The 26513-nt window shown below is 70.1% G+C and carries 21 protein-coding genes, 2 tRNA genes and 1 pseudogene; 15 read left to right on the top strand and 9 right to left on the bottom strand.

Features of this window, described 5'->3' with window-relative positions; translation table 11 throughout:
* Positions 1-97: 97 nt before the first annotated feature.
* Both M4D54_RS03910 and M4D54_RS03905 read right to left on the bottom strand, forming a co-directional pair.
* Entirely contained in the window at positions 98-2638 is a 2541-nt protein-coding gene (locus M4D54_RS03910) for a glycoside hydrolase family 65 protein (protein WP_259890358.1), read from the bottom strand.
* Positions 2635-3372: an HAD family phosphatase gene (locus M4D54_RS03905; protein ID WP_259890357.1), complete on the bottom strand. Its 738-nt coding sequence runs from the start codon at positions 3370-3372 to the stop codon at positions 2635-2637. The genes M4D54_RS03910 and M4D54_RS03905 overlap by 4 nt, the downstream gene beginning before the upstream one ends.
* Positions 3373-3610: 238 nt before the next feature.
* Between M4D54_RS03905 and M4D54_RS03900 the strand changes: the two genes are divergently transcribed.
* The gene (locus M4D54_RS03900; RefSeq protein WP_259890356.1) at positions 3611-4288 is read left to right on the top strand and encodes an SRPBCC domain-containing protein; all 678 of its coding nucleotides are present in this window, start codon (positions 3611-3613) and stop codon (positions 4286-4288) included.
* A gap of 18 nt (positions 4289-4306) precedes the next feature.
* On the opposite strand, the gene M4D54_RS03895 is transcribed toward M4D54_RS03900, so the two are convergent.
* Positions 4307-4927: an NAD(P)-dependent oxidoreductase gene (locus tag M4D54_RS03895; protein ID WP_259890355.1), complete on the bottom strand. Its 621-nt coding sequence runs from the start codon at positions 4925-4927 to the stop codon at positions 4307-4309.
* 158 nt (positions 4928-5085) lie between these two features.
* On the opposite strand from M4D54_RS03895, the gene M4D54_RS03890 reads away from it, so the two are divergent.
* On the top strand, positions 5086-6423 hold the full coding sequence (locus M4D54_RS03890) for an MFS transporter (RefSeq protein WP_259890354.1): 1338 nt from the start codon (positions 5086-5088) through the stop codon (positions 6421-6423).
* A gap of 73 nt (positions 6424-6496) precedes the next feature.
* On the opposite strand, the gene M4D54_RS03885 is transcribed toward M4D54_RS03890, so the two are convergent.
* On the bottom strand, positions 6497-7048 hold the full coding sequence (locus M4D54_RS03885; RefSeq protein WP_259890351.1) for a CarD family transcriptional regulator: 552 nt from the start codon (positions 7046-7048) through the stop codon (positions 6497-6499).
* Positions 7049-7361: 313 nt separating this feature from the next.
* On the opposite strand from M4D54_RS03885, the gene M4D54_RS03880 reads away from it, so the two are divergent.
* Positions 7362-8027, top strand: a complete 666-nt coding sequence (locus M4D54_RS03880; RefSeq protein ID WP_259890350.1) for an ABC transporter ATP-binding protein — start codon at positions 7362-7364, stop codon at positions 8025-8027.
* On the top strand, positions 8024-9586 hold the full coding sequence (locus tag M4D54_RS03875; RefSeq protein WP_259890349.1) for a hypothetical protein: 1563 nt from the start codon (positions 8024-8026) through the stop codon (positions 9584-9586). Before M4D54_RS03880 ends, M4D54_RS03875 begins: the two co-directional genes overlap by 4 nt.
* Positions 9587-9685: 99 nt before the next feature.
* On the opposite strand, the gene M4D54_RS03870 is transcribed toward M4D54_RS03875, so the two are convergent.
* The 4 genes from M4D54_RS03870 to M4D54_RS03855 form a co-directional block, all read right to left on the bottom strand.
* Positions 9686-10318 carry a M15 family metallopeptidase gene (locus M4D54_RS03870; RefSeq protein WP_259789184.1) on the bottom strand — a complete coding sequence of 211 codons (633 nt, stop codon included), beginning with the start codon at positions 10316-10318 and terminating at the stop codon, positions 9686-9688.
* A gap of 7 nt (positions 10319-10325) precedes the next feature.
* Positions 10326-11546 (bottom strand): PLP-dependent aminotransferase family protein, encoded by a 1221-nt coding sequence (locus M4D54_RS03865; RefSeq protein ID WP_259890348.1) that lies wholly within the window; start codon positions 11544-11546, stop codon positions 10326-10328.
* Positions 11547-11635: 89 nt separating this feature from the next.
* The gene (locus M4D54_RS03860) at positions 11636-12388 is read right to left on the bottom strand and encodes a methylated-DNA--[protein]-cysteine S-methyltransferase (protein WP_259890347.1); all 753 of its coding nucleotides are present in this window, start codon (positions 12386-12388) and stop codon (positions 11636-11638) included.
* A gap of 280 nt (positions 12389-12668) precedes the next feature.
* Positions 12669-12739 (bottom strand) — tRNA-Gly (locus M4D54_RS03855).
* A gap of 240 nt (positions 12740-12979) precedes the next feature.
* Here M4D54_RS03855 and M4D54_RS03850 point away from each other — a divergent pair.
* Together M4D54_RS03850 and tig are read left to right on the top strand one after the other, a co-directional pair.
* Positions 12980-13053 (top strand) — tRNA-Pro (locus tag M4D54_RS03850).
* 86 nt (positions 13054-13139) lie between these two features.
* Positions 13140-14663 carry a trigger factor gene (tig, locus tag M4D54_RS03845; RefSeq protein WP_259890346.1) on the top strand — a complete coding sequence of 508 codons (1524 nt, stop codon included), beginning with the start codon at positions 13140-13142 and terminating at the stop codon, positions 14661-14663.
* A gap of 367 nt (positions 14664-15030) precedes the next feature.
* Here tig and M4D54_RS03840 read toward each other — a convergent pair whose 3' ends face one another.
* Complete coding sequence (locus M4D54_RS03840; protein ID WP_259789188.1) at positions 15031-15867, bottom strand: NlpC/P60 family protein; 837 nt, start codon at positions 15865-15867, stop codon at positions 15031-15033.
* A gap of 448 nt (positions 15868-16315) precedes the next feature.
* Here M4D54_RS03840 and M4D54_RS03835 point away from each other — a divergent pair, with 448 nt between their 5' ends.
* The 9 genes and pseudogenes from M4D54_RS03835 to nrfD all read left to right on the top strand — a co-directional run bounded on the left by M4D54_RS03835 (position 16316) and on the right by nrfD (position 26511).
* Positions 16316-16945, top strand: coding sequence for an ATP-dependent Clp protease proteolytic subunit (locus M4D54_RS03835; RefSeq protein ID WP_193865452.1), 630 nt, complete (start codon positions 16316-16318; stop codon positions 16943-16945).
* Between the two features lie 92 nt (positions 16946-17037).
* Positions 17038-17688, top strand: coding sequence for an ATP-dependent Clp protease proteolytic subunit (locus tag M4D54_RS03830; RefSeq protein WP_193865581.1), 651 nt, complete (start codon positions 17038-17040; stop codon positions 17686-17688).
* A gap of 62 nt (positions 17689-17750) precedes the next feature.
* Positions 17751-17921: pseudogene (locus tag M4D54_RS03825) on the top strand (phosphodiester glycosidase family protein); the annotation flags it as partial.
* A complete protein-coding gene (locus M4D54_RS03820) occupies positions 17918-19165 on the top strand; it encodes a bifunctional glycosyltransferase family 2/GtrA family protein (RefSeq protein ID WP_259789189.1) in 1248 nt (415 codons plus the stop codon). The pseudogene M4D54_RS03825 and the gene M4D54_RS03820, both read left to right, overlap by 4 nt.
* Positions 19166-19269: 104 nt before the next feature.
* Positions 19270-20649: an ATP-dependent Clp protease ATP-binding subunit ClpX gene (gene clpX, locus M4D54_RS03815; RefSeq protein WP_259890345.1), complete on the top strand. Its 1380-nt coding sequence runs from the start codon at positions 19270-19272 to the stop codon at positions 20647-20649.
* Positions 20649-21005 carry a chorismate mutase gene (locus tag M4D54_RS03810; protein WP_259890344.1) on the top strand — a complete coding sequence of 119 codons (357 nt, stop codon included), beginning with the start codon at positions 20649-20651 and terminating at the stop codon, positions 21003-21005. Before clpX ends, M4D54_RS03810 begins: the two co-directional genes overlap by 1 nt.
* 120 nt (positions 21006-21125) lie before the next feature.
* Positions 21126-24419, top strand: coding sequence for a formate dehydrogenase-N subunit alpha (gene fdnG / locus M4D54_RS03805; protein WP_259890343.1), 3294 nt, complete (start codon positions 21126-21128; stop codon positions 24417-24419).
* The gene (locus M4D54_RS03800; RefSeq protein ID WP_259890342.1) at positions 24416-25417 is read left to right on the top strand and encodes a 4Fe-4S dicluster domain-containing protein; all 1002 of its coding nucleotides are present in this window, start codon (positions 24416-24418) and stop codon (positions 25415-25417) included. The genes fdnG and M4D54_RS03800 overlap by 4 nt, the downstream gene beginning before the upstream one ends.
* Positions 25414-26511: an NrfD/PsrC family molybdoenzyme membrane anchor subunit gene (nrfD, locus tag M4D54_RS03795; RefSeq protein WP_193865445.1), complete on the top strand. Its 1098-nt coding sequence runs from the start codon at positions 25414-25416 to the stop codon at positions 26509-26511. The genes M4D54_RS03800 and nrfD overlap by 4 nt, the downstream gene beginning before the upstream one ends.
* The last annotated feature ends 2 nt before the right edge of the window (positions 26512-26513 follow it).

The following is a 26513-nucleotide window of genomic DNA, read 5'->3' as shown; positions in this document are numbered from 1 at the left end:
GTTCTCCTTCACTGCGCCCCCGGGGCCTTCCGCCGTGACGGCTGGGCGTCATCGGCGTCCTCCTCGGGGTGGGTGCCCTTGCGTGCCCGTTCCTGGGTCAGACGGACTCGATGATGTCGTCCGGATCCGTGTAGACGGGATACTCCCACGGGTCATCGGGATCCTTCGGCACGAACGAGGTCACGATGGAGCCGTCGGCGCGCTCGTCACCCAGCCCCACCGGGGAGGACAGCACTGAATCGTCCAGGATCGGCCCCTGGTCCGCCAGCTCCACGGCTGCCCCGCCCTCGGTGATCCTCACCGTCTCGCCGCGCACCGTCACCTCGAGCTCCTCCCCCTCCTCCAGCGTGAAGGCGATCTGCTTGCGGGTGATGCGGACCCGGAACAGCGAGCCGCGCACCGTCAGCGGGAACGACAGCTCGGGCCAGGCCTCCGGCAGCCGCGGGTCGAAGGACAGTCGGCCGTTCTCCTGCCGCATGCCGCCGAAGCCGTGCACCAGGGCGTTCCACACCCCGCCCGCGGAGGCGATGTGCACGCCGTCGGAGGTGTTGCCGTGCAGGTCGCCCAGGTCCACGAAGAGGCCGGCGCGGAAGTAGTCCAGGGCGGCCTTCTGGTGCCCCACCTCGGCGGCCATGATCGACTGCACCACGGCCGAGAGCGAGGAGTCGCCGGTGGTGATCGGGTCGTAGTACTCGAAGTCCGCGCGCTTCTCCTCTGCGGTGAACTCCGCCCCGCGCAGGAACAGGGCCAGCACCACATCGGCCTGCTTGAGCACCTGGAAGCGGTAGATCACCAGCGGGTGGTAGTGCAGCAGCAGCGGGAAGAACTCCTGTGGGGTGCTGGAGAGGTCCCACACCTCTCGCTCCAGGAAGCGGTCCTCCTGCAGGTGGATGCCGAGCGCCTCGTCCTTGGCGATGTGCATGCCGTCGGCGCACGCCTCCCACTGCTCCAGCTCCAGCATGTCCAGCTCGAGCTCGGAGACCAGTGCCTCCAGGCCGCCCGGGTCCGCATCGCGCAGCTCACGCACCGCCCGGGCTGCGCGGCGCAGGTTGTACCGGGCCATCACGTTGGTGAACATGTTGTTGTTCACCACGGTGGTGTACTCGTCCGGCCCGGTCACCCCATGGATGTGGAAGCTGGAGTCGCCCTCCGCCGTGACGCGCCAGAAGCCGAGATCGGACCACATGCGGGCGGTCTCCACCAGCACCCGCACCCCGTCGCGATGCTGGAAGTCCATGTCGCCGGTGATGTCGGTGTACAGGGAGAACGCATAGGCGACGTCGGCGTTGATGTGGTACTGGGCGGTGCCGGCCGCGTAGTACGCGGAGGCCTCGTCGCCGTTGATGGTGCGCCAGGGGAACATCGCACCGCGCTGGTTCAGCTCGCGTGCCCGCTCCCGGGCCTTGGGCAGCAGGTTCGATCGGAACCGCAGCGCGTTGCGGGCCCAGGAGGGGGAGGTGAAGATCAGGAACGGGACCACGTAGATCTCGGTGTCCCAGAAGTAGTGGCCCTCGTACCCGGAGCCGGTCACTCCCTTGGCGGGGATCCCCCACTGGTCCGAGCGGGCCGAGGCCTGTGCCAGCTGGAACAGGCACCAGCGGGTGGCCTGCTGCTCCACCGGCTGGCCCGGCAGCTGCACGTCCGATCTGCGCCAGAAGTCCTCCAGGTAGGCGCGCTGGTCCGCGTACTGCGGGGCGAAGCCCTCGGAGCGGATGCGGTCCAGGGTCCGACGGCAGCGGTCGAACAGCTCGCGGTGGGGGACCGAGCGGGAGGAGTGGTAGGTGACGGCCTTGCGCACCGTGATCGACTGGCCCTCCTCCAGGTTCGCCCGGAACACGGCTCGGCCCAGATCGGGCATGGTGTCGATCAGCCGCTCCACCTCGGCCTCGGACTCCACCTCGTGGTCCGCGCCGACGGCCAGGGTCATCCCGGAGGCCGCGACCCGGTAGCCCAGCAGCATCCGGCGCTCGCTGTGCCAGTCCTGCTGCGGCTCGAGCACCCGATGGGTGAACGCCGTGGTCTGCCGCGGGTCGTGCTTGTCGGTGACCGGGCCGGTGCCGTGGCCGAACTCGTCGGTGGCGTCCTGCCGGTTGACGATCTGGGAGGAGATCGCCACCGGCGCGGAGCCGTCCAGCATCGTCACCTCCATCGTCATCAGCGCGAGATGGCGCTGCTCGAAGGAGACCATGCGGCTGGAGCGCACCCGCACGTGCTTGCCGGCGGGAGTGCGCCACACCAGGTCGCGCCACAGCACGCCCTCGCGGAAGTCGATCCACCTCTCGTACTCCACCAGGTCCGCGATCGACAGCAGCAGCGGCTCGTCGTCCACGTACAGCTTGATGGGCGAGGAGTCGGGCACCGAGATCATGGTCTGGCCCACCTTGGCGAAGCCGTAGGCGGATTCGGCGTGGTTGATGCGCCACGTCTCGTGGAAGCCGTTGAGGAAGGTGCCGTGGGAGCCCACGTCACGACCCTCCTCCGGAGTGCCGCGCATGCCCATGAAGCCGTTCGCGGTGGCGAAGAGGGTCTCCAGCAGCCCGAGATCCGCACCCGGCCGGCTCTCGACCAGCCGCCATTCGTCCAGCGGCAGGTGGGCACGATCGACGGGATCGTGGGGGACCGAGCGCAGGCGGGTCATGCCAGCTCCTCCAGGTCCTGCACCACGACGGTGGCACCGGCACCGGCGAGGGTGTCCACGCCCACGCCGCGGTCCACTCCGATCACGGCACCGAAGTCACCGGCTGCCCCGGCCCGCACGCCGGAGACGGCATCCTCGTAGACCACCGACGCGGTGGTGGGCACCCCGAGCAGCGCAGCGGCATGCTGGAACGTGTCCGGGGACGGCTTGCCGGGCAGGCCCTTAGCGGCAGCCACGTTCCCGTCGACCACGAACTCGAAGCGGTCCCGCAGGCCGGCACCGCGCAGCACCTCCTCCGCGTTGCGGGAGGAGGAGACGATCGCCAGGCGGGAGCCGGCAGGTAGTGCGTCGAGGTAGCGGACGGTGCCCGGGTAGGGGGTCACGCCCTCCGTGCGGATCAGGGTGAGGACCAGGTCGTTCTTGCGGTTCCCCAGGCCCCGTACGGTCTCGGAGCCGGCGGTCTGGTCGCCGGGATCGGAGTCCTGCCCCTCGGGCAGCTCGATGCCGCGGGAGGTCAGGAAGGTGCGCACGCCGTCGTACCGGGGGCGGCCGTCCACGTGCGCGAAGTAGTCGGCATCGGTGTAGGGCTCGCTGATCCCGCGCGCGGCGAGGAAATCGCCGAACATCTGCGCCCAGGCGCGCATGTGCACCTCGGCGGTGGGGGTGATCACACCGTCCAGGTCGAAGAGGTGGGCGGTGAAGTCGGCAGGCCGGAATGTCTTGTCGTCGCTCACGGCCGCCACTCTACGGGGCTCGGGTCCTTCATCCCGGATGCACGCTCCGAACCCGGCTGTGTGCTCCGAACGCGGCTGTACGCTCCGAACGCAGGTGCACTCTCGGACCCCCGCCCCTGCACCTATGTCGGAGCGGCTCTCCGAGCGTGGCGTCGAAGGGCCGGGTCGGTTACCCTCAAGGCGTCCGCTCCCGCGCGCGTGCGCCGGTGCGGAGCAGTACGGCCCTTCCGAGGAGAAGATGACTGACACGGAGCCGCTGCCGTTCGTGGAGGCGGTGCGCCGCCGCCTCGAGATCGAGGAGCGGGGTGCGCACGTTCGCACTGCACTGACCCTCACCTGCAACCTTGCGCTCGCCCCTGCCCAGCTGTGGCCGCTGCTGGTGGACCGCTCCGAGCTGGCCCACTGGTACGGGCAGCTCAACGGGTCGCTGTCCGAGGGCGGTCGCTACCGCCTGGCCGATGGCACCCAGGGGCAGGTGCTCGAGCTCGTCGAGCCCCACAAGCTCTCCCTGACCTGGGAGAAGGATGGCGTGGCCGATCCGCTGCAGATCCGCCTGGACCCGGAGGACGACGGCACCACCAGCCTTCGCCTGACCCACACCACCCTGATCGACCGCGAGGACTTCGATCGCTACGGGCCCGGTGCGGCCGCCATCCACTGGGAGATCGCCCTGATGTCCCTGGCTTCTCGCACCGGCGGCTGGAGCACCTGCGGTGACTGCGTGCCGATGCCCACCCCGCAGTGGCTGGAGGGTCCTGACGGTGCCGCGCTCCTGCAGGCGTGGTCGGTGCGGTGGGCCGCGGAAGCGCTCGCAGCCGGGGTCGACGAGGCATCGGCGCGCCGCGGCGAGCTGGCGACCTCCCGCGCCTGCCAGGAGGATCCGCCGGCCATGGCAGGCATGACGCCGGAGGGCTGAGCGCCCCCGGGTCGCAGTTCAGGCGGTGACGGTGAGAATGCGCGGCTCCCTGCCCTCCGCGAGGGCCTGATCCACCAGCGCCCTCGCCAGATCCTCCCGGGGCAGCGTCCGATCGCCGTGCTCCAGGGAGGATCCCACCACCTGCTCCCGGGTGCCCAGCAGGTCCGTGGTGCGGCCTGCGCGCAGCACGGTCCAGTCCAGTCCGCTGCCCGCCAGCAGTCGTTCCAGGCGACGCAGATCCTGCAGCCCGCCGTGGTGCAGGCGCCGTCGCAGTGGGCCCCACAGGCGTGACGAGTCGGACAGCTGCGTGCTGGAGACCCCGACCAGGCGCTGGGCACCGACGGCCCGCATGGCCCGCACGGCAGCGATCGCTGCATCGGTGGCCAGCATCGTCGCATCGTGCACCAGCTGTGGGGTGAGTGCCAGGACCACGCCGTCGGCGCCGCGCACGGCGGGTTCCAGATCCTCCTGGCTGCCGCTCTCGGCGCGCAGCACCTCCAGTTCGGGCGAGAGGCGGGGCACCCGACGCGGCAGCGGTGCGGTGGCAAGCACGCGCAGGCCCCGCACCAGGGCCTCGCGCACCACGGCCTCGCCCAGGGGGTCGTCGGCTCCGATCACGGCGAGGGTCTGCTGTGCCATCGGGCCAATGTATCCGTCTGCTCGGCGGTGTGCGCTGCCCGCCCGCAGGCCACCACGTGGCGGCCCCGGGGAGACCACGGGGAGATCTGCCGGTGCTGCCGTCCAGCAGAGGTGCCGACCTTTTTGGTGGGCCGGGCGACCGGTGGGAGACTCGATCGGTGACCGAGCCGCCCGCCACTGCCCAGGAGCAGCCCGGACGCAGCGCCTCCCGGGTGATCCGGGCACTGGCACCCTCGATCTACGTCCCCACCCTGCTGCAGTTCATCGGGCAGGCGGCCCTGATGCCGGTGGTCACCCTGCTGGCCCTGCGCCTGGGCTTCAGCGAGGCGCAGGCCGCCTCCCTCACGGTGGTGTTCGGCCTGGCGGCGTTCCTGGGGCCCATCCCCTCCGGCAGGCTGATCGGGAGGGTCGGGGCCAGGACCGCGCTGGTGGCCTCCGGCGGGCTCCTGGTGCTGGCGAGCCTGGCGGCGTATCTCGTGCTCACCCCGGCGCTGGAGGGCGCCGGCGGAATCGCGCACAGGGCCACCCTGATCGTGATGCTGGTGGTGATGGCCGGCTGTTCCCAGGTGTGGATGCTCGGCAGGCAGTCGTACCTGGGCACCGCGCTGCCCGCCTCGATGCGGGCCCGCGGGATGACGATGTTCGGCGGGATGATCCGGGTGGGCCAGGTGATCGGCCCCCTCGGCGGCGCGGCGGTGCTCGCCGCAGGATCCATGACCGGGGTGTTCCTGCTGTACGCAGTGATGACCCTGGCCGCGACCGTGATGGTGGCCGTGTTCCTGCCCGCCGGTGAGAGGCGCAGCGCACCCGTGCGCCGTCATCGCGAGCACGTCCCGCGCAGCCCCACCCGGATCCGCCTCACCCGCGCCGTGCTGGCGCGGATGCTGCTGGTGTGCGTGGGGATCGCGCCGGTGATGATGGCACGGGTGAACAATCCCGTGATCCTCCCGCTGCTGGGGGAGCGTCTGGGACTGGACGCCATGTGGATCTCGATCGTGTTCGGGGTCTCGGCCGTGGTGGAGATCCTGCTGGTGATCCCCGCTGGGGTGCTGATGGACCGCTTCGGCCGGGCGGCCGTGGCCGTGCCGTGCGCCGGGCTCATGGGCATCGGCTACCTCGCCCTGGCCGTCGCCGGTGGCGCTGCGGTGGACGGCGGGCGCACCACGGCACTGCTGGCACTGCTGCTGCCCAGCATGCTGATCGCCCTGGGCAACGGGCTGGGATCGGGCATCGTGATGACCCTGGGCATCGACGTGTCCCCGGTGCACGGCCGCACCCGCTACCTGTCCTGGTGGAACACCATGATGGGTGCCGGCGGACTGGTGGCACCGCTGCTGGCGGCGGGGATCGTGCTGGTGGCACCAATGACCGCGGCGGCCGCTGTCACCGGTGTGCTGTGCCTGGGCGGAGCGGCTCAGCTGGCCCGGGTGCTGCCGCGGGCCACTCCGCCGGGGCGGGGGCGGGCTCCGGGGAAGGGCGATGGCCCCGCTCCCTGAGGAACGAGGCCACCGGGCGGCTGCGTGACGTGGCGGGGCTGGGAAGCCCGGGTGCAGGTCTCCGGCGGTGCGCTCAGGCGGCCTGGGTGTGCTGCGGAAGAGCGGCGTCGATCATGAGCTCGCGGGCTGATTCGATGTCGATGCCGCGGGCGATCGCGATCTCGGCTGCCAGAGGGGTGAGCGCGGAGCGCAGCAGGCGTCGCTCGGACAGGCTCGAGGGCGTCTCGCCCGATTCGCGCAGGATCTGGCGCACCACGCCCACGCGCTCCGTGAGCGAGCGCGACTGTGCCCGCATCTCGAGCTGCTTCATGCGACGGGCCCAGGTCTCCTTGCGTGCCGGCGGGGGCGGGGACGGCTGGGCGAGCTGATCGAGCACCTCCAGGATCTGGTCCTCCGCCAGCAGGCTGCGCAGCCCCACGTCCACGGAGCGTCCCAGCGGGACCGAGATCCGCATGGCCTCGCCCACCACCTCCAGCTCGACGTAAGTCGTGGGTGTCCCGCGCACACGGCGCTTGCGCACGGAGAGCACGCGCACGGGTCCGTGCACGGGATGAGCGAGGACCGACCCCACCTCCGGGGAGGGGGTGTCGGTGGACGGACGGGCGGCGGTGGTTGCTGCGGGCACGAGAGAACCTCCTCGAAGGGACGAACGCTCCGTCGGCACTCCGGCTGCTGGGTCCGGGGCGGCCGATCGGGCTCCTGCGGGCGGCCCATGGGGCGGGGAGGCAGGGCGAGATGGCGCGAATGTCTGTCGACCTGCGTTTTCAGGCCGACGACACTTGTGACGGAGCGTCATCATCATCCCATGTTTCTGACGTGAAATCTAGGGGGTGACGTTTCCTAGTGTGCATGCACCCCCTGGGGGCTGTCGACCTCGGTCGGGAACGTGTCGACCGAGGTCGGATCGCCCCGTGGACCGAATGGGATGGAATGGGACCATGACCCCACCCAACCCCGACGCCGCCCACCCTGACGGACCTGCCGTGCTGATCGACCAGGTCGGTGTGGTGCTCGACGGCGCGGTGCTGCTGGTGGAGGCCACCGGATCGGTCGATCCCGGCGGGATCCTCACCGTGACCGGGCCGAACGGCGCCGGGAAGACGACGCTGCTGCGCACCATCGCCGGGATCCTCGAGCCCACCTCCGGGCAGGTGCTGGTCCGGGGCCGGGTGCCGGATGACCGGGACCGCTCTTTCCGCCGCAGCCTCGCCGCTCTGATCGGCCCCCCGCAGACAGCCCGAGACCTCACCATCGCCGAGCACCTGCAGTTCATCGCCGCGACCTGGGGTGTGCGGGCGAAGAACGCGCGCACCCGGTCCGAGGAGCAGCTGGCCGAGCTGGGCATCGCGCAGCTCGGCGCCCGGTACCCCCATGAGCTCTCCAGCGGGCAGAGCCAGCTGGTCGCCATCGCCCTCACGCTGGCGCGCCCCTTCGACGTGCTGGTGCTGGACGAACCCGAGCAGAGGTTGGATCCTGATCGCCTGGGACTGGTGATGGGTGCTCTGCGGCGGCGTGCGCAGGACGGCGCTGCGCTGGTGATCGCCAGTCACAGCCCGCGCCTGGTGCAGGAGCTGGCCACCGAGGTGTTGGAGATCCAGGAGTGAACTACGCCGTCGACAAGCGCGAGCAGCGGGCCTCGCTGGAGGCGATCCGCAGCATCTGGGCCTCCCGCCGAGGGGCCCGTAGCCGCACCGACATCGCCTACCTGGTCTACCTGGTGGTGCTGAGCATCGCGGTGCTGGTCATCCCCGTGCTGAGGGCGATCGGCATGGGACTGGCCCGGCCGGACGTGGTCCCCGTGCTGCTTGCCGATGCCGCCCCGAGGACGGCCACTGCGGTGGCGCTGATGGCAGCGGCTGCGCTCCTGCTGGTCGGGGCCGTGCGCGGCCCGGCGCTGCTGGCGCCGTTCTTCACCACCACCCTTGCGGCAGGACCGATTCGTCGCCGTGCCGTGCTGTGGCGGCCGTTCGTGCGCTCTGTGCTGGTGCCGGTGACGGGGTGCGCCACCGTGGCTGCGCTCATCGGCATCACCCTGCTCACGGTGGGGCGCACTGACCTGCAGGCAGCAGCCTGGTTCCTGCTCGCATCCGTGGGGACCGGTCTGCTGCTGGGCGCCTGCTGGTTCCTGGGGGAGCTGCTGAGGGGCACCCCGCGGCGGATCCTGGCGGTCGTGCTCGCCATGCTGGGTGTGCTGTGCGCGGCGGTGCCCGTCCCCATCGGCCCCGGCGCCGCCTACCCGCTGGCGGGCGGTGACTCCGCAGCCTGGGCGATCGGGCTGATCGCCATCGGAACCCTCGCGGTCGCGGCCTGCGTGCCGGGCCTGGACCGGCTGCGCGGCGCGGTGCTGCTGGAGCAGGCGATGCGCTGGGAGACGGCCTCCACCTCCGCCACCACCGGGGACCTCACCGCGGCCGCCGGCGCCTTCCGGGCGCGGGCCAGCACCGGTCGTCGCCTGCCCGCGATAGGAGGGGGACCCATGGTCCTGCTCTACGCCCGACGCGACGCCGTCGCCTGGCTGCGCACCCCGGAGCGCTCGGTGATCGGCGTGCTCGGTGCGGGTCTGTCGGCCTGCGCACTCGGCTGGGGTCTGCTGGGGACCGGGCCGCTGGCCTGGACCGCGATCGCCGTCGGCACGCTCGGCGCCTGGGCCGCCAGCAGCTCCTTCGTCGACGGCATCCGGCATGCCGTCCACACGCTCGGCGCGCCGGCGCTGCTGGGGCAGAGCGCGGCGGTGCAGGCCGTGCTGCACTTCCTCGCGCCGACGCTGCTGCTCGGGGCGATGGGCGCCCTGGGAGGAGTGGTGTCCCTGTGGGGGACCGGCGCTGCTGTCGGCAGTGATGGGGGCGGAGGCGCTGCGGTGCCGGCGGCTGTGCTGGTGCCGGTGGCGCTGGCACCCGTGCTGGTGGCGCTGCGGGTGCATGCCGCCGCCAAGGGGCCGATGCCGCTGCAGCTGGCCACCCCGATGCCCACTGCGCAGGGCGACCTCTCGGTGTTCCCGATGCTGGTGTGGCAGTCCGACGCGATCCTGCTGGCCCTGATGGCAGGCGGGCTGCTGGCGGTGGGAGGGACGATGGGCGCGCTGTGGCTGCTGCTCGGTGCCGTGCTGCTGGTGCTGGGGATCGTGCTGATGACCCGCTCCCGCTTCCGCGAGCTGCGCAGCTGAGGGTGGGCGGCATCGACCCCGACCCGAGGATGACCGAGGTCGCGGACGCCCGATTCCGGGACGACCACGCGTGCGCTCGGGAGGTGGGGGACCTCGTTCTCAGAGGGGTGCGTAGAGCGCGGACGGAGCATCCGTGCGTGCGGCCCAGATCCGATCGCCGTAGGACCAGTGCCACCATTCAGGCTCGTAGTTCACGAAGCCGGCTGCGTCCATGGCCTCGGTCAGGATCTGCCGTGCCCGTCGGGTGCCCGGAGAGATGTTCTCGGCACTCATGACGCATGCGCCCGCGCTGTCCTCCGGCGTCTGGTTCACAGGGGTGCCCATGTCCACCTCGATGCCGTTCTCGGTCAGTGTCAGATCGACGGCGGCTCCGCACGGGTGCGGGGCGACCTCGACTGGCGAGATGTACTTGCTGGCCTCGATGCGGGCCGCGTGCTCGCTCAGGCCGGGATCCTGCGCCATGAGGTGGGACAGATACTCGCTGAAGTACTGGCTCTGGAGCCCGGCAGGGCGGTAGCCCTCGATGAACAGCAGGTCGAACCGATCGGGAAGCGCCCTGCGCGCGATCAGCAGTCGCTCGGCCACTTTCCGGCGGAGCCTGCGCCACGCGCCCTCCGGGTCGGCCTTGCGGTCATCGATCCTCAGGTCGGAGACATCCGTGAGATCGATGAGCGGCTCACCGGTGTCCTCCACCGGTATCTCCAGCAGTCGAGGGTCTGAGAGGAGCAGCACGAGCCCACTATAGGTTTCGGTGCCCCTGGAGTGACTCCGTCCGCCGCGCGATGACCTCACCCAGGTGGGAGATCGCATCCCCGATCACCTCGGGGGAGTGCGTGACGAAGCTGAGGCGCATCGTGGAGCGGTCCGGATCGCTCGCGAAGAAGGACCAGCCCGGCAGGTACGCGACGCCGGCGTCGACCGCCTCGGTCAGCATGTCCTGGGCGTCGTAGCCCTTCCCGAGGGCCGCCCACAGGAACATCCCGCCGTCGGGGTGGGTGATGTGTGCCCCGGCCGGGAGCAGTGGCGCGAGGGCCTGCGCCATCGCATCGCGCCGCTCCCGGTACACGGCGCTGACCTGCGCCACGTGCGCGTCGAGATCCGCGGTGGCCAGGTAGCGGGCCACGGTCAGCTGGTCGACCACGGAGGACTGCATGGAGATCGCCGCCTTCGCCACGGCCAGGGTGTCCAGGATGGGCCCCTCGGCGCGCATCCAGCCGATGCGCACCCCCGGGCTCATCAGCTTGCTCATCGAGTTCAGCAGCAGGGTGCGCTCGCTCATCCCCGGCAGGGCGGCGATGGGCGCCCAGGTGCTCCCGGTGAAGCTCAGCTCACCGTAGGGGTCGTCCTCCACCAGGGGGGTGCCGGTGCGCAGCAGCACCTCGGCCACTGCCTGACGCCGCTCCACCGGCATGGTGCGTCCGGTGGGGTTCTGGAAAGTGGGGATCAGGTACACGAACCGGGGATGGTGGGTGCGGATCGCCTCCTCGAGCGCATCGGGCACCACGCCGTGCTCATCGGTGTCCACCCCGATCATGTGGGCGCCGTGCACGGCGAAGGCCTGCACCGCGGCGAGATAGGTGGGGGACTCCACCAGCACCACGTCCCCCGGCTCCAGCATCGCCTGGGCGATCACGAACAGACCCTCCTGGGAGCCGGAGGTGACGCGGATCTGCGAGGCATCGGTGGGCATCGTGCGCGAGAGCCGCCGTGCCGCTTGCTCGCGCAGTTCCCTCTCGCCCTCGCTGACCCCGTACTGCAGGGCCCGGGTGCCCTGATGGGTGAGGACCCAGTCGTAGGCCTCCGCGATCGGCGACAGGTCGAACAGCTGCGGATCCGGGATGCCGCCCGCGAAGGAGACCACGTTCTCCCGAGCTGCGAGGGAGAAGATGTCCTTCAGCGGGGAGGACTCCATGCCCGCATAGCGGGCGGCGACGGGGAATCGGAACGGCGCATCGGTCATCTGGCCATCGTGCCACTGCGATCATGTGGAGCGGGTGAGCCCCACGCCCGCACACCCTGCCGGGGCGGTCGCCGGCGAGGCGCGGCCGTTCAATCCGCCAGCACGCCCTCCAGCCGCAGCAGCGCCAGCTTCGTCTCCACGCCACCCGCATACCCGGTCAGGGCCCCGTTCGAGGCCAGCACCCGGTGGCAGGGGACCACGATCGACAGCGGATTGGAACCGACGGCGGCGCCCACCGCCTGGGCCGCCCGCGGACTCCCCACCGAACGGGCGATCTGGCCGTAGGTGGTGGTGCCTCCGAACGGGATCCGCTGCAGCTGTTCCCAGACGCGGTGCTGGAACGGGGTGCCCACCGCGGCCAGCGGCAGTTCGAAGTCGGTGCGCTCACCGGCCAGGTACTGGCCCAGCTGGGTCGCGGCGGCATCGAGAACGGGGTGGGTGTGGCCGGCGGGATCGCCCAGCTGGGAAACCACCGGGAAGTGCTTCTGCTGCTGGCGCCAGACCCCGATCAGGGCATCGTCGCCCGCGGCGAGCACGTAGGTGCCCAGGGGCGTGTCGATCCTGCGGTGGCGGATGCCGGCCATCAGCGGTGCGGGCATGGTCGTGATGGATCCTTCGGCAGGACGGATGCGGGCGCGGTACCGGCCGGCCGGCCGGCCGCGCGCCACGGCGGCAGCAGCACTGGGCACGAACTCGACGCGGTCGCGGCCCGGGGTGCGCGAGGGGCAGGAGGGGCGGCAGGAGATGCCGGTGGAGCGCACGCACGTGAAGGACACGCCGTCGGAACGGGCGTCCCTCGCCGTGATGGCGGCGTAGCGCTGGTCATCGGTGAGCTCCTGCATGCCCCCAGTGAACTCCTCGACGGCTCGCGGTGCCACCGGAATCCGGACAACGTGGTCGGGGCGGTTCCGGATCAGGGCGCGGCCAGGCCGCTCCGTGCGAGATCGTCAAGGCCCCGCCGATCCGCACCGGGGCGCACGGCGCTGACCCTGTACTCGCCTGCGCCGCGAATCCGCAGATCACCCACCGGCGCATCGGTCCCCGCCCCGGCGGTGACCCCCGGCAGCAGAAAAAACTGAGTCGCGACAGGTCTGTCAACCATGTCGCGACTCAGGACACGAGAGCGGATGACGGGAATCGAACCCGCGTAATCAGTTTGGAAGACTGAGGCTCTACCATTGAGCTACATCCGCATGACCTGCAGCGATGCCGGATTCTGGCCTGAATGCGGAACGCTGCGGCCCGCCTGGACCGGTGGCGATCCCCGGATGCTCGCATGGTCGCTGCAGGCGGGGATCGCAGACCATTGAACCAGATCCCGGCCTCAGGATCACGCCGCAGGACCCGGTTGGAAGCATGCATCTGCTCACAGCGCCATCGGGTGGGCACAGCGCACGGTGCCGCGAACGGGTAATATCCGGTGGGTTGCCCTCCGGGGTGTAGCTCAGCTTGGTAGAGCACCCGCTTTGGGAGCGGGAAGCCGCAGGTTCAAATCCTGTCACCCCGACTCCGCCTCCGGGTCGCTGCACCACCTGCGCCCCGCGGCGAACACGTAGACCACCTGAACGACTCATCCACAGGGAGACCTGACCAGTGAAGACCGCGTCCGAGAAGCTCAGCCCCACCCGGGTCAAGCTCACCGTCGAGGTGCCCTTCGACGAGCTCAAGCCCGCCGTCGAGGCCGCCACCAAGAAGATCGCCGACCAGGTTCAGATCCCGGGCTTCCGCAAGGGCAAGGTCCCCACTCGCCTCGTGGAGCAGCGCTTCGGCCGGCCCGCGATCATGCAGGAGGCCGTCAACGACGCCCTGCCGGACTTCTACCAGAAGGCCGCTTCCGAGGTCGAGCTCAAGCCGGTGGGCCGCCCCGAGGTGGAGGTCAGCGAGATCCCCGGCCTGGACGGCTCCGAGGACGGCAACCTCGTGTTCGTCGTCGAGCAGGACGTGCGCCCCGAGATCGAGCTGCCGGACTTCTCCTCCGTCGAGATCGAGATCGAGGAGCCCGCGGTCGACGACGATGCCGTCGAGGTGCGCCTGACCGAGCTGCGCGAGCGCTTCGGCACCCTGGTGGGCGTGGACCGCCCCGCCGAGGACGGCGACTTCGTGTCCCTGGACATGCTGGCCACCATCGAGGACGAGGAGATCGAGTCCGTCGAGGGTGTCTCCTACCAGATCGGCCAGGGCAACATGCTCGAGGGGCTGGACGAGGCTCTGGAGGGCCTGTCCGCAGGGGAGACCACCACCTTCACCAGCAAGCTCGCCGGTGGTGAGCACGCCGGTCAGGATGCGCTGATCAAGGTCACTCCGCAGTCCGTCAAGGTGCGCGAGCTGCCCGAGGCCGACGACGAGTTCGCCGAGATGGCCTCCGAGTTCGACACCATCGACGAGCTCAAGGACGACCTGCGCACCCAGGCCGCGAAGGACGCCGAGGGCAACCGCGTGGCCCTCGCCCGCAACGCCCTGCTGGAGAAGCTCCTGGAGGACATCGAGATCCCCGTGCCCGATCAGCTGGTGGAGGACGAGATCCTCGGCCACCTGCAGAACGAGGGCAAGGAGGCCGGCGATCCGCACGGCGAGGAGATCCGCGAGGACACCGTCAAGGCGATCCGCGCCCAGTTCCTGCTGGACGAGATCAATGCGACCCGCGAGGTCCAGGTCGGCCAGGACGACCTGATGACCTACATGACCCAGCTGTCGGCGCAGTACGGCATCGAGCCCAACCAGCTGCTGCAGATGCTGGCGCAGTCAGGACAGCTCGAGCAGATCTTCGCCGAGGTGCAGCGCTCCAAGGCGCTCGACGTGGCCCTCGCCGATGTGACGGTCAAGAACGAGAAGGGCGAGGCGCTGGACCTCGGCCTGAAGGCTGATCAGTCCGAGGAGGGCTCGGAGGACGAGGACCCCGACGAGGGTTCTGAGAAGACCCCGGCGAAGAAGGCACCCGCGAAGAAGGCTCCGGCCAAGACCGCCGCTGCGAAGAAGGTGGAGGCTGCTGAGGAGTCCGAGGACGCCGAGGAGAAGCCTGTCAAGAAGGCTCCCGCCAAGAAGGCCCCTGCCAAGAAGGCACCGGTGAAGAAGGCTCCGGCCAAGAAGGCCGACGAGGACGCCCCTGCCGAGAAGTGAGCTCGTGGCCTGGCCACGTGCTGGGTCTGAGCGATGAACGGGCTGTCATCCCCAACGGGGGTGGCGGCCCGTTCGCGTCGACCCATCCGTTCACCCCGCGGGCGCGTCCTCTCCAGTGGGCGTCCAAGCCGAATGGGCGTTCCGTTCCACGTTCGCGCTCGGGTGGAACAGAAAGGTCCATTCCGGGTTATCGGGGGCCTGTTCAGGAGGTGAGCATCCGGCCGCCGAACAGGGCGGGGCCGGTTGTGGACCGGCCTTTGCACCAGGACGACTGTCGGGCCTGACTGGCCCGCCGCGCCGGAACAGCGGCAGGCCCGGCTCCCGGGGGGGGCGCGGGGCCTGCCGGCGTGTGATCAGTGGCTGAGGATCAGCGGTAGGTCACGAAGGTGGGGTTGCCCCAGATCCCGCGCTCGGTGACGCGGTACTTGGAGCCGGAGGCGTCGATGACCTGGCCGTTGCCGGCGTAGATACCGATGTGGCCGGGCCAGGACACGATGTCACCGGGCTGGGCCTGGGACTGGGAGATGGTGCGGCCACCGTTGGTGATCTGGCTGCTGGTGCGGCCGTTGAGGTTCAGGCCGGAGCCCTGGTAGGCGTAGGTGACCAGGCCCGAGCAGTCGAAGCCGCTGCTGGGCGAGGAGCCGCCCCAGGTGTAGCCGGTGCCCACCACGGAGCGGGCGCGCTCGACGATCGAGCTGCTGGAGACGGAGCCGGAGGTCGGTGCGGACGTGCCGCCGGAGGGCACGGACGAGCCGCCGTTGAGGGCTCCACGGGTCTGGGGACCGACCACGCCGTCGACCTGCAGGCCGTTGGCGCGCTGGAAGTCCTTGACGGCCGCGTGGGTGCGGGGGCCGAAGATGCCGTCGACGGCCAGGCGTGCGCCGTTCTGGTTCAGGCCGCTCTGCAGGTCGGAGACGTTACCGCCGCGGGATCCCCAGCGCAGCTTCTCGGTGCTGTTGAGCACCAGGCTCGGGGCGGCGGCCTCGGGGGCGGCCGGGGCGGTGGCGGGTGCGGCGGGAGCCGTCACGGGCGCCGCAGGAGCGGGAGCGCTGGGGGCGGCCTGCGCGGCGCCACCGACGAAGGCGGAGCCGACGAGGACGGTGCCCAGGACGGCCGCACCACCCATGCCACGGGCGGCCACGTGGGCGTTGCTGATCGGGGTGGTGGCGCGGCCTGCGGCGCGGTGGGTGTTGTGCTGTGCCATGGTGTGCTCTTCGTTCCTTCCAGCCTCGGTCGGGGGCTGCCGAGGGTGTCTGTTCTGTTCTGCGTCCCGTTCGCCGGGTGGCGACGGTCGGGCTCTGCGGTCCGGTGGGACCGGGCCCGAAATCCTCACGGGCTCCAGGCGGTGAAACCACCGTAGGAGCCGGTGGTGCCTGCGGTCAGCCTGCTTGGAAGGGCCGGGGAACGAACTTGACGATGCTTTTGCCGGGGAGCCATCGGACGTTACTCGAAGCGGGGACGACTTGACGTTCCCGGGGGTGAGGGCCGCGGGGGAGTGCGGTCCGTGTCACCCCCGGAGGTGCTCGCTGAGCTTCCGCGCCTTCGGGTGCTCTCGGCGCCTCGCAGTGCGCCCGCGGCGAACAGGGGACCGCTTCGTCGCACCCAGCGCCTAGAGTCATCTCATCGCCGATCCCACCACGAAGGAGACACCCGTGACCTCCACGCCCCATGACAACTCGCCCCGCAGCGCAACCGGGGAGTACCCGCTCGGGCTCGACGACAACGTCTACCAGCGGCTGCTTCGCGAGCGCATCGTGTGGCTCGGCTCCGAGGTGCGGGACGACAACGCCAATGCCATCTGCGCCAAGATGCTGCTGCTGGCCGCCGAGGACCCCACCAAGGACATCTACCTCTACATCAACAGCCCCGGTGGCTCCATCACCGCCGGCATGGCCATCTACGACACCATGCAGTACATCCAGCCCGACGTGGTCACGGTGGGCATGGGCATGGCGGCCTCGATGGGGCAGTTCCTGCTCTCCTCGGGCGCCAAGGGCAAGCGCTTCGCCACCCCGCACACCCGCGTGCTCATGCACCAGCCGCTCGGCGGGCTGGGCGGCACCGCCAGCGAGATCAAGATCCAGGCGGATCTGATCCTGTCCATGAAGCGTCAGCTGGCCGAGCTGATCGCCGAGCAGACCGGCAAGAGCGTCGAGCAGATCACTGCCGACTCCGATCGCGACAGGTGGTTCACCGCTGCGGAGGCCCTGGAGTACGGCTTCATCGACAAGATCGTCAACCGCGCCGGTGACGTCACGGGCGGTGGCGGCACGGAGGACTGACCTTCCGCCCCTCACCCCCTGCCACCGCACCTCTCACGCAAGGAGAACCCGTGACCTTCGATCCCCGCCCGTCCGCTTCCACGACCCCGGCGATGCCCTTCGCGCAGGCCGGCCCGATGCCCACGTCGCGCTACGTGCTGCCCCAGTACGAGGAGCGCACTGCCTATGGCTTCAAGCGGCAGGACCCGTACACCAAGCTGTTCGAGGACCGCATCATCTTCCTGGGCGTCCAGGTGGACGACGCCTCCGCCGATGACGTCATGGCCCAGCTGCTGGTCCTCGAGTCCCAGGATCCGGACCGCGACATCACCCTGTACATCAACAGCCCCGGCGGCTCGTTCACCGCGCTGACGGCCATCTACGACACGATGCAGTACATCAAGCCCGAGGTCACCACGGTGTGCCTGGGGCAGGCGGCCTCCGCCGCCGCCGTGCTGCTGGCTGCAGGAGCCCCGGGCAAGCGGCTCGCCCTGCCCAACGCCCGCATCCTGATCCACCAGCCCGCCATGGGTGGTCAGGGCGGAGGCCAGGCCTCGGACATCGAGATCCAGGCCAACGAGATCCTCCGCATGCGCGAGTGGCTCGAGGACACCCTCGCGCACCACTCGGGCCGCTCCAAGGAGCAGATCAGCCGGGACATCGAGCGTGACAAGATCCTCACCGCCCAGGGCGCGCTCGACTACGGTCTGGTGGACCAGGTGCTCGCCTCTCGGAAGGACGCCTCGCCGCAGATCTCACGGTGAGACGATGACGGCCGGTCGCATCGTGGATGACCCGCCCGATGCCAGATGCGACCGCTGGACGGATGACGAGGCCCGCCCTGGGGCAGATGCTGCTCGACGAGGACTGCGTCGTCGGCTACAACCTGGACGGCGGCGGCTCCAGCACCATGGTCTTCCAGGGGGAGCTGGTCAACAGGCCGCGTGGCAAGAATGAGGAACGCGGCACCTCCGACATCCTGTACGTGGCGGGGTGAGCGCCGTGCATGACTCCACCAGCCCCACCACGGCGCCCCCGAGCGCCCCGGTGCAACCGAACGCCCCGGTGCACCCTCTCTCGCCCGTGCCCGCCGTGGTGCTGCTGATACCGGTGCTGAACCCCTCCGTGGCCATGCCCGCTCTCCTCGCCCCCCTCCGCCAGGCGGTACGGCCGCTCGGCATCATCGTGGTCGACGACGGCACCGGTCCCGGCCCCGACGGCAGTGCGGACGTGCTCTTCGCGCTCCTGGAACGGCAGGGAGCCCATGTTCTGCGCAGTCCCCTCAACCGGGGCAAGGGCGCCGCGCTGAAGACTGGGATCGAGGCGGCTCGCACCCTGTTCCCGGGGTGCGGGGTGGTCACGGTCGATGCCGATGGCCAGCACCGACCCCGGGATGTTGCCGCCGTCGCCGCCGCGCTCACCCAGGCCCAACGCGATGACCCCGCCGCGCCCGCCCTGGTGATGGGGGTGCGGCGCTTCGGACCCGGCACCCCGCTGCGCAGTCGGGTGGGCAATCACGCCAGTTCCGTACTGCTGGCGACGGTGACCGGTCACTGGCTGCACGACACCCAGACCGGCCTGCGCGGAATCGACCCCCACCTGCTGGCGACGGCCGCCGCCACCCCCGGTTCCCGCTACGAGTACGAGATGAGGCACCTCATGACCCATCTGAAGCGCCGCCACCAGCTGATCCAGGTGCTGATCCGCGCCGTGTACACCGACGACAACGCCTCCAGTCACTTCCGCCCCGTGCGGGACTCCCTACGGGTGCTGGCACCGCTGTTCGCCTTCGCCCTGTCTTCACTCGGCGCGGCTGTCGTGGACACCGGACTGTTCCTGCTGCTGGCCGCTTCGGGCAATCCCCTGGTGGTGTCCCTGGCCGTGGCGCGGGCGGTCTCCGGCGCGCTGAACTGGTCGATCAACCGGTATCTGGTGCTGGGCACCGGTGGTGTGGGCTGGGCTCGCAGTCTGCTGCACTATGTGATGCTGGCCGGTGGCCTCGTGGTGGGCGCGGCCGTCGTCCTTCCGGTGCTGAGCGGCATCGGGATGCCGCTGCTGGCGGCGAAGGTCCTCACCGACCTGTTGCTGTTCGCGGTGTCCTTCGTCATCCAGCGCGCCCTGGCCCGGCCCAGTGCGCAGCCCGGCACCCCCTCGGCAGCCGAACCCGCCACCCCCTCGGACACAGCGCCCGTGGCCCCATCGGACGCTGTGCTCGCCCACCGACGGGCACCGGTCCCGTGAGCGGCCGGGCAGACCGGTGACACCCCGGCCGGGTCAATGATCGGGGCCCACGCCAAGACGCGGGTAGCCTGGGTGCGTTGTCCGTACCGACCGGGAGGGAGCACATGGCGCGCACGAGCGAGAGTGCTGAGGTGTTCAAGTGCTCGTTCTGCGGGAAGTCGCAGAAGCAGGTGGAACGGCTGATCTCGGGGCCGGGCGTGTACATCTGCGAAGAGTGCATCGAACTGTGCAACGAGATCATCGCCGAGGAGATCCAGGCCGCCCAGCCTGCCCCCGAGAAGCCCGCCGCCCTCCCCACCCCCCGGGAGATCTTCGACTTTCTGGAGGAGTACGTCGTCGGCCAGGAGCCTGCCAAGCGGGGCCTGGCAGTGGCGGTGTACAACCACTACAAGCGGATCAGGGCGCAGCAGGCCACGACCGCCGGGGCCGGTGCGGGACCGTCCGGGCCCACGGGCCCGACCCGGCCCGCCCCGAAGGGCGCGGATGCGGATCAGCCCGCCGAGCACGACGAGGTCGAGGTCGCCAAGTCCAACGTGCTGATCGTGGGACCCACCGGGTGCGGGAAGACCTACCTGGCCCAGACCCTCGCCAAGATGCTCGACGTGCCCTTCGCCATGGCCGATGCGACAGCCCTCACCGAAGCCGGATACGTGGGCGAGGACGTGGAGAACATCCTGCTGAAACTGCTGCAGGCCGCCGATTACGACGTGGAGCGGGCCCAGCGGGGCATCATCTACATCGACGAGGTCGACAAGATCGGGCGCAAAGCCGAGAACCCCTCGATCACCCGCGACGTCTCCGGCGAGGGCGTCCAGCAGGCACTGCTGAAGATCCTTGAGGGCACGGTCGCGGCGGTGCCGCCCCAGGGCGGGCGCAAGCACCCGCACCAGGAGTTCATCCAGATCGACACCACCGACGTGCTGTTCATCGTGGCGGGGGCGTTCACCGGGATCGAGGACATCATCGGTTCCCGCATCGGCAAGCGCGGCATCGGGTTCGGGGCGGAACTGCACACGCCGATGGAGCAGGAGCAGATCTATGCCGAACTGCTGCCGGAGGACCTGCTGAAGTTCGGGCTGATCCCCGAGTTCATCGGCCGCCTGCCCGTCATCACCTCCGTGGCCAACCTCGACCGGGAGGCGCTGATCCGCATCCTGACCGAGCCCCGCAACGCACTGGTCAAGCAGTTCCAGAGGATGTTCGCACTGGACGGGGTGGAACTGGACTTCGAGCGAAGTGCCCTGGAGGCCATCGCGGATCGGGCTATCGAGCGCGGCACCGGCGCACGCGGACTGCGGGCCATCATGGAAGATGCCCTGCAACCGGTGATGTTCGACGTCCCCTCCCGCGACGACGTGACCCGTGTAGTGATCACCGAGGGCGTGATCACCGAAGGGAGGGCCCCGATGATGCTCACCGGGAAGGACGCCGAGAAGGACAGTGAGCGCGGTTCACGGCGCGCGCGCGGCGAGAAGAGCGCCTGATGCCCGCAGACGACGCCGAGGCGCAGGCGGTCCCGACGGGCGCAGACGACGCGACCGAGGCGCAGGCGGTCCTGCTGGACGAGCGGCGCAGCATCGACAACATCGACGCGGCGCTGGTGCACCTGCTCGCCGAGCGCTTCCGGCACACCCAGCGCGTGGGCGTGCTGAAGGCGGAGCACGGGCTCCCGCCGGCCGATCCGGCCCGGGAGGAGCGCCAGGTGGACCGGCTGCGGGCCCTGGCCCGTGAGGCGGGCCTGGATCCCACCTTCGCCGAGGCGTTCCTGCGCTTCATCGTCACCGAGGTGATCCGGCACCACGAGCGCATCCGCGAGGACGGCTCACCCGAGGCATCTTGACCGGCGCCACCTGCCCCGCGCCGATATCCGCACCGTCGGCGTTGCGGAATTGAGGGGTTGTGCCGAGCCTTTGCGCAGGACAGAGGCCACTTTCGATCTGCCCGGTGCTATGGTGGATCCATGTCTACCCAGTTCCTTGACTGGCCGGTGATCCGGCAGCTGCGGGGTGCGGACAAGACCGGACGCGGCACCGCGGTCATGTCCCAGAAGACTCGCAGCACCACCTCGCGCACCGCCACCGCCGACGGTGTCGCCCAGAGCGTCTGCCCCTACTGCGCCGTGGGTTGCGGCCAGCGCGTCTACCACAAGGACGGTCGGGTCATCCAGATCGAAGGCGATCCGGACTCGCCCGTCTCGCGCGGCCGCCTGTGCCCCAAGGGCGCGGCCAGTGAGCAGCTCGCCAACTCCACCCTGCGCCAGACCAAGGTCAAGTACCGCGCCCCCTACGCCACCGAGTGGCAGGACCTCGACGCCGAGGAAGCGATGGACATGATCGCGGACCGCTTCATCGAGGCGCGCCGCAACCACTGGGAGGACGTCGACCCGGAGGGTCGGCCCGTCCGTCGCACGATGGGCATCGCCAGCCTGGGCGGTGCCACGATCGACAACGAGGAGAACTACCTCCTCAAGAAGTTCTTCACCGCCGCCGGGGCGATCCAGATGGAGAACCAGGCCCGCATATGACACTCGTCCACGGTTCCCAGTCTGGGAGCCTCGTTCGGACGTGGCGGCGCCACGCAGTACCTGCAGGACATGGCCAACGCTGACTGCATCGTCATCGAGGGCTCGAACATGGCCGAGGCCCACCCGGTGGGATTCCAGTGGGTGATGGAGGCCAAGAAGCGCGGTGCGAAGGTGATCCACGTGGATCCCCGCTTCACCCGCACCTCCGCCAATGCGGACAAGCACATCCCGATCCGCTCCGGCACGGACATCGTGCTGCTGGGCGGCGTGATCCGCTACGTGCTGGAGAACGACCTCTGGTTCGAGGAGTACGTCAAGACCTTCACCAACGCGTCCACGATCATCCGCGAGGACTTCGAGGACACCGAGGATCTCGATGGCCTGTTCTCCGGGTACGACCCGGAGACCGGCACCTATGACAACCAGTCGTGGGCCTACCAGGGCGAGAAGGACATGCTCCAGCGGGGCCTGCCGGATCGTGATGAGACCCTCCAGCACCCGCGCACGGTCTTCCAGATCCTCAAGCGCCACTACGCCCGGTACACGCCGGAGATGGTCCAGGCCGCCTGCGGCATCTCGCAGGAGGACTTCGAGTACCTGGCCAAGGCGGTCACCGAGAACTCCGGCCGGGAGCGGACCACCTGCTTCGCCTATGCACTGGGCTGGACCCAGCACCAGGGCGGCCCGCAGATGATCCGCACCTCCGCGGTGCTCCAGCTGCTGCTGGGCAACATGGGCCGCCCGGGCGGCGGCATCATGGCCCTGCGCGGCCACGCCACCATCCAGGGATCCACGGACATCCCCACCCTGTACCACATCCTTCCCGGTTACCTGCCGATGCCGAAGGTCGGCCAGGACTCCTTCGCGGAGTACGCGCGGGCCATCGGCAAGAAGGAGCAGAAGGGCTTCTGGGCCAACGCCGACATCTACGCCATCAACCTGCTGAAGGCATGGTGGGGCGACAATGCGACGGCCGAGAACGAGTGGGCCTACCACTACCTGCCCAAGCTCACCGGCGCCCATGGCACCTACCAGACCCTCATGCGCATGCTCGAGGACGGTGTGGACGGCTACTTCCTGTTCGGCCAGAACCCTGCTGTGGGCTCGGCCAACGGGCGGATGCAGCGACAGGGCCTGGCGCACCTGAAGTGGATGGTCGTCCGTGACTTCTACATGATCGAGACGGCCACCTTCTGGAAGGACTCCGCCGAGATCGAGTCGGGGGAGACCCGACCCGAGGACATCGGCACCGAGGTGTTCTTCATGCCGGCCGCCAACCACACCGAGAAGTCGGGCTCCTTCACCCAGACCCAGCGCATGGTCCAGTGGCGCGACAAGGCCGTGGACGCGCCGGGTGATGCGATCAGCGAGCTGGAGTTCGCCTACGAGCTGGGCAAGCGCGTGCGCGAGAAGCTCAAGGACTCCACCGATGAGCGCGACCGGCCGATCCTCGAACTCACCTGGGACTACCCGGTGGACGAGAACGGCGAGCCGGATGCCGAGGCGGTGCTGGCCGAGATCAACGGTCGGCACATCGCCGGTGAGAAGGCCGGTGAGCCCCTGAAGTCCTTCGGTGAGATGAAGGACGATGGCACCACCATCGGCGGCTGCTGGATCTACACCGGCGTGTACGCCGACGGCATCAACCAGGCCCGCCGCCGCAAGCCCGGCAAGGAGCAGCCGCAGGCAGCCCTGGAGTGGGGCTGGGCGTGGCCTGCCAACCGTCGCATCCTCTACAACCGCGCCTCTGCGGACGCCCAGGGCAAGCCCTGGAGCGAGCGCAAGAAGCACGTGTGGTGGGACGAGGAGCAGGGCAAGTGGACCGGGCTGGACGTCCCCGACTTCCCGCCCACCAAACGACCGGACGATCCGGGCGATCCATCCAAGGGCGGCGCCGCGGCTCTGGCGGGCACCGACGCGTTCATCATGCAGTCCGACGGCCGTGCCTGGCTCTTCGCCGGCACCGGCATGGTGGACGGGCCCCTGCCCACCCACTACGAGGGACCGGAGTCGAACGTCGAGAACCCGCTGTACTCGCAGCAGTCCAACCCCACCCGGGTGACGTTCACCAGCAAGGACAACCTGTCCTCGCCCGGTGCGTCCTCCGAGGGCGGCGACGTGTACCCGTACGTGTTCACCACGTACCGGATCACCGAGCACCACACGGCCGGAGGCATGAGCCGCTTCCTGCCGTACCTGGCGGAGCTGCAGCCGGAGCTGTACTGCGAGGTCTCGCCGGAGCTGGCCGACGAGCTGGGGCTGGAGCCGTACGGCTGGGCCACCATCATCTCGGCGCGCTCCGCGATCGAGGCGAAGGTGCTGGTGACCGAGCGGATGACGCCGCTGCAGATCGGTGATCGCACGGTCCACCAGATCGGCCTGCCCTACCACTGGGCGCGGGGCAAGGAGGCCGTGGTCTCCGGCGACGGGGTCAACGACCTCATCGCCATGAACCTCGACGCCAACGTGCAGATCCAGAACAGCAAGAACAGCGCCTGCGCGATCCGCCCGGGCCGCCGTCCCCATGGGGCCGAGCTCCGCGCGCTGGTGGACGAGTACCGCGACCGCGCCGGGCTGGTGCCCGCCGAGGAAGCCGAGGTCGACGGTGCCATGGGCGCCCCCGGTGAAGGCCCCGTGGACGGCTTCTCGCCGCACGAGGTCCGCGGCCCGGAGGAGGCCACCGCTGTTCCCGATGGCACCCCGTCGATGAAGGAGATGAACAACCGATGAGCCTGCTCGCCGGGTCCGCCGGCCCCGCCGCCTCCTCCGGATGGGGTCATGACCATGCCCGCAAGGGATTCTTCACGGACACCTCGATCTGCATCGGCTGCAAGGCCTGCGAGGTGGCGTGCAAGGAGTGGAACCGCAACCCCGTGGACGGGGACCTGGAGATCCTGGGCTCCAGCTACGACAACACCGGGGCGCTCGGTGCCAACACCTGGCGCCACGTCGCCTTCGTCGAGCAGGGCCAGGACCGCATCGAGGAAGCGCGCGAGTCGGGTCGGAAGCTGGTCGGTCTGGGGATGCCCACGATCGGCCCGAAGCCGGGCCGCCGCCGCGGTGATCTGCCCGAGGGCGATCTGGGTGGGGTGGACACCACCCCGCCGGACACTCCCGAGTTCCGCTGGCTGATGTCCTCGGACGTCTGCAAGCACTGCACCAACGCGGGCTGCCTGGACGTGTGCCCCACCGGTGCGATCTTCCGCTCGGAGTTCGGCTCCGTGGTGGTCCAGGAGGACGTCTGCAACGGCTGCGGCACCTGCGTGGGTGCCTGTCCCTTCGGCGTGATCGAGCGTCGTGACGACGGCACCGTGTCCCCGCGGGTGGAGCACGACGGCGGGGTGCCCGGCATGGGCACCGCGAAGAAGTGCACCCTGTGCTACGACCGTCTGGTGGACGGCGAGCAGCCGGCCTGTTCGGCCACCTGCCCCACCACCTCCATCAAGTTCGGCGATCACGACGATCTGGTGGGAGATGCCCAGGAGCGCGTCCGTGAGCTGCACGAGCGCGGCATGACCGAGGCCCGCCTGTACGGCGCCAATCCGAAGGACGGCGTGGGCGGCATCGGTTCGGTGTTCCTGCTGCTGGATGAGCCGGAGGTGTACGGCCTGCCGCCGGACCCGCAGGTCTCCACCAAGTACCTTCCGCAGATGTACCTGCGGGCCGGTGTGGCCGCCGCCGGCATGATCGCGGCCACGGCTCTGGCGTTCATGGGAGGCAAGCGGTGAGCATCTCCGATCTCGATTCCGATCGACCGCCCCAGGAGCCCCGCAAGGGACGCTCCGGGACGGGCCGCCGTCGACGGCGGCGCGCGGGCCAGGTGGGAGCGGACGGCTCACGCGAGATGGCGCTGGTGGACGACGTCCAGTTCGACTCCTACTACGGGCGTCAGGTGGTCAAGGCCCCGCCGTGGCGAGGCCCCATCGCCGTGTACCTGTTCCTGGGAGGCCTGGCCGGTGGCTCCTCGCTGCTGTCCTATGGCGCCCAGCTGACGGATCGCCCGGCGCTGCGCCGCAACGGTCGTCTGCTGGCGCTGGGTGCGGTCGGCGTGGGCACGCTGGCCCTGATCGAGGACCTGGGCCGCCCGGAGCGCTTCCTGAACATGATGCGCACCGTCAAGATCAGCTCACCGATGAGCCTGGGCACCTGGATCCTGGCCAGCTTCGGCACCATCTCCGGAGTGCTGGGCGCGGTCGAGGTGGATCGGATGCTGGGCGAGAAGGTCCCGCTGGGTGCGCTGCGTCCGCTGCTGAAGGCAGCGGAAGGGCCTGCTGCCCTGGGCCAGGCCGCCCTTGGCCCGGGACTCGCGTCCTACACGGGTGCACTGCTGGGCGACACCGCAGTCCCCACCTGGTCCGCCGGTCGCAATCACATGTCCTACCTGTTCACCTCCTCCGCCTCGCTGGCCTCGGGGGGTGCCGCCATGATCACCACCCCGGTGGATCAGGCGCGTCCCGCGCGCGTGCTTGCCGCGGCCGGGGTGGTGGGAGATGTGCTCGCCTCCCGCGCCATGAAGGAGTCGATGCACCCCCTGGAGGCGGAGCCGCTGGAGACCGGCAGGCCGGGCCAGATGCTCGAGTGGGCGGAGCGCCTGGCGATCGGCGGCGGTGTGCTGGCCGTCCTCGGTGGCCGCAGCCGCGCCCTGTCGATGGCCGGCGGTGCTGCCCTGGTGGCTGCCTCGGTGCTCACCCGCTTCGGTGTGCTCGAGGCCGGGCTGGAGTCCACCAAGGATCCGCGCCGCGTGATCGAACCGCAGAAGGCGCGCCTGGCCGCGCGGCGGGCCGCCGGCATCACCGACGACTCCATCACCACCTCAGGCTGAGC

It is taken from the genome of Brachybacterium sp. p3-SID1565 (assembly GCF_025143785.1).
Taxonomy (GTDB): Bacteria; Actinomycetota; Actinomycetes; order Actinomycetales; family Dermabacteraceae; genus Brachybacterium; species Brachybacterium epidermidis.
The sequence above is the reverse complement of the archived record's forward strand: the minus strand, read 5'-3'. Positions and strand labels throughout refer to the sequence as shown.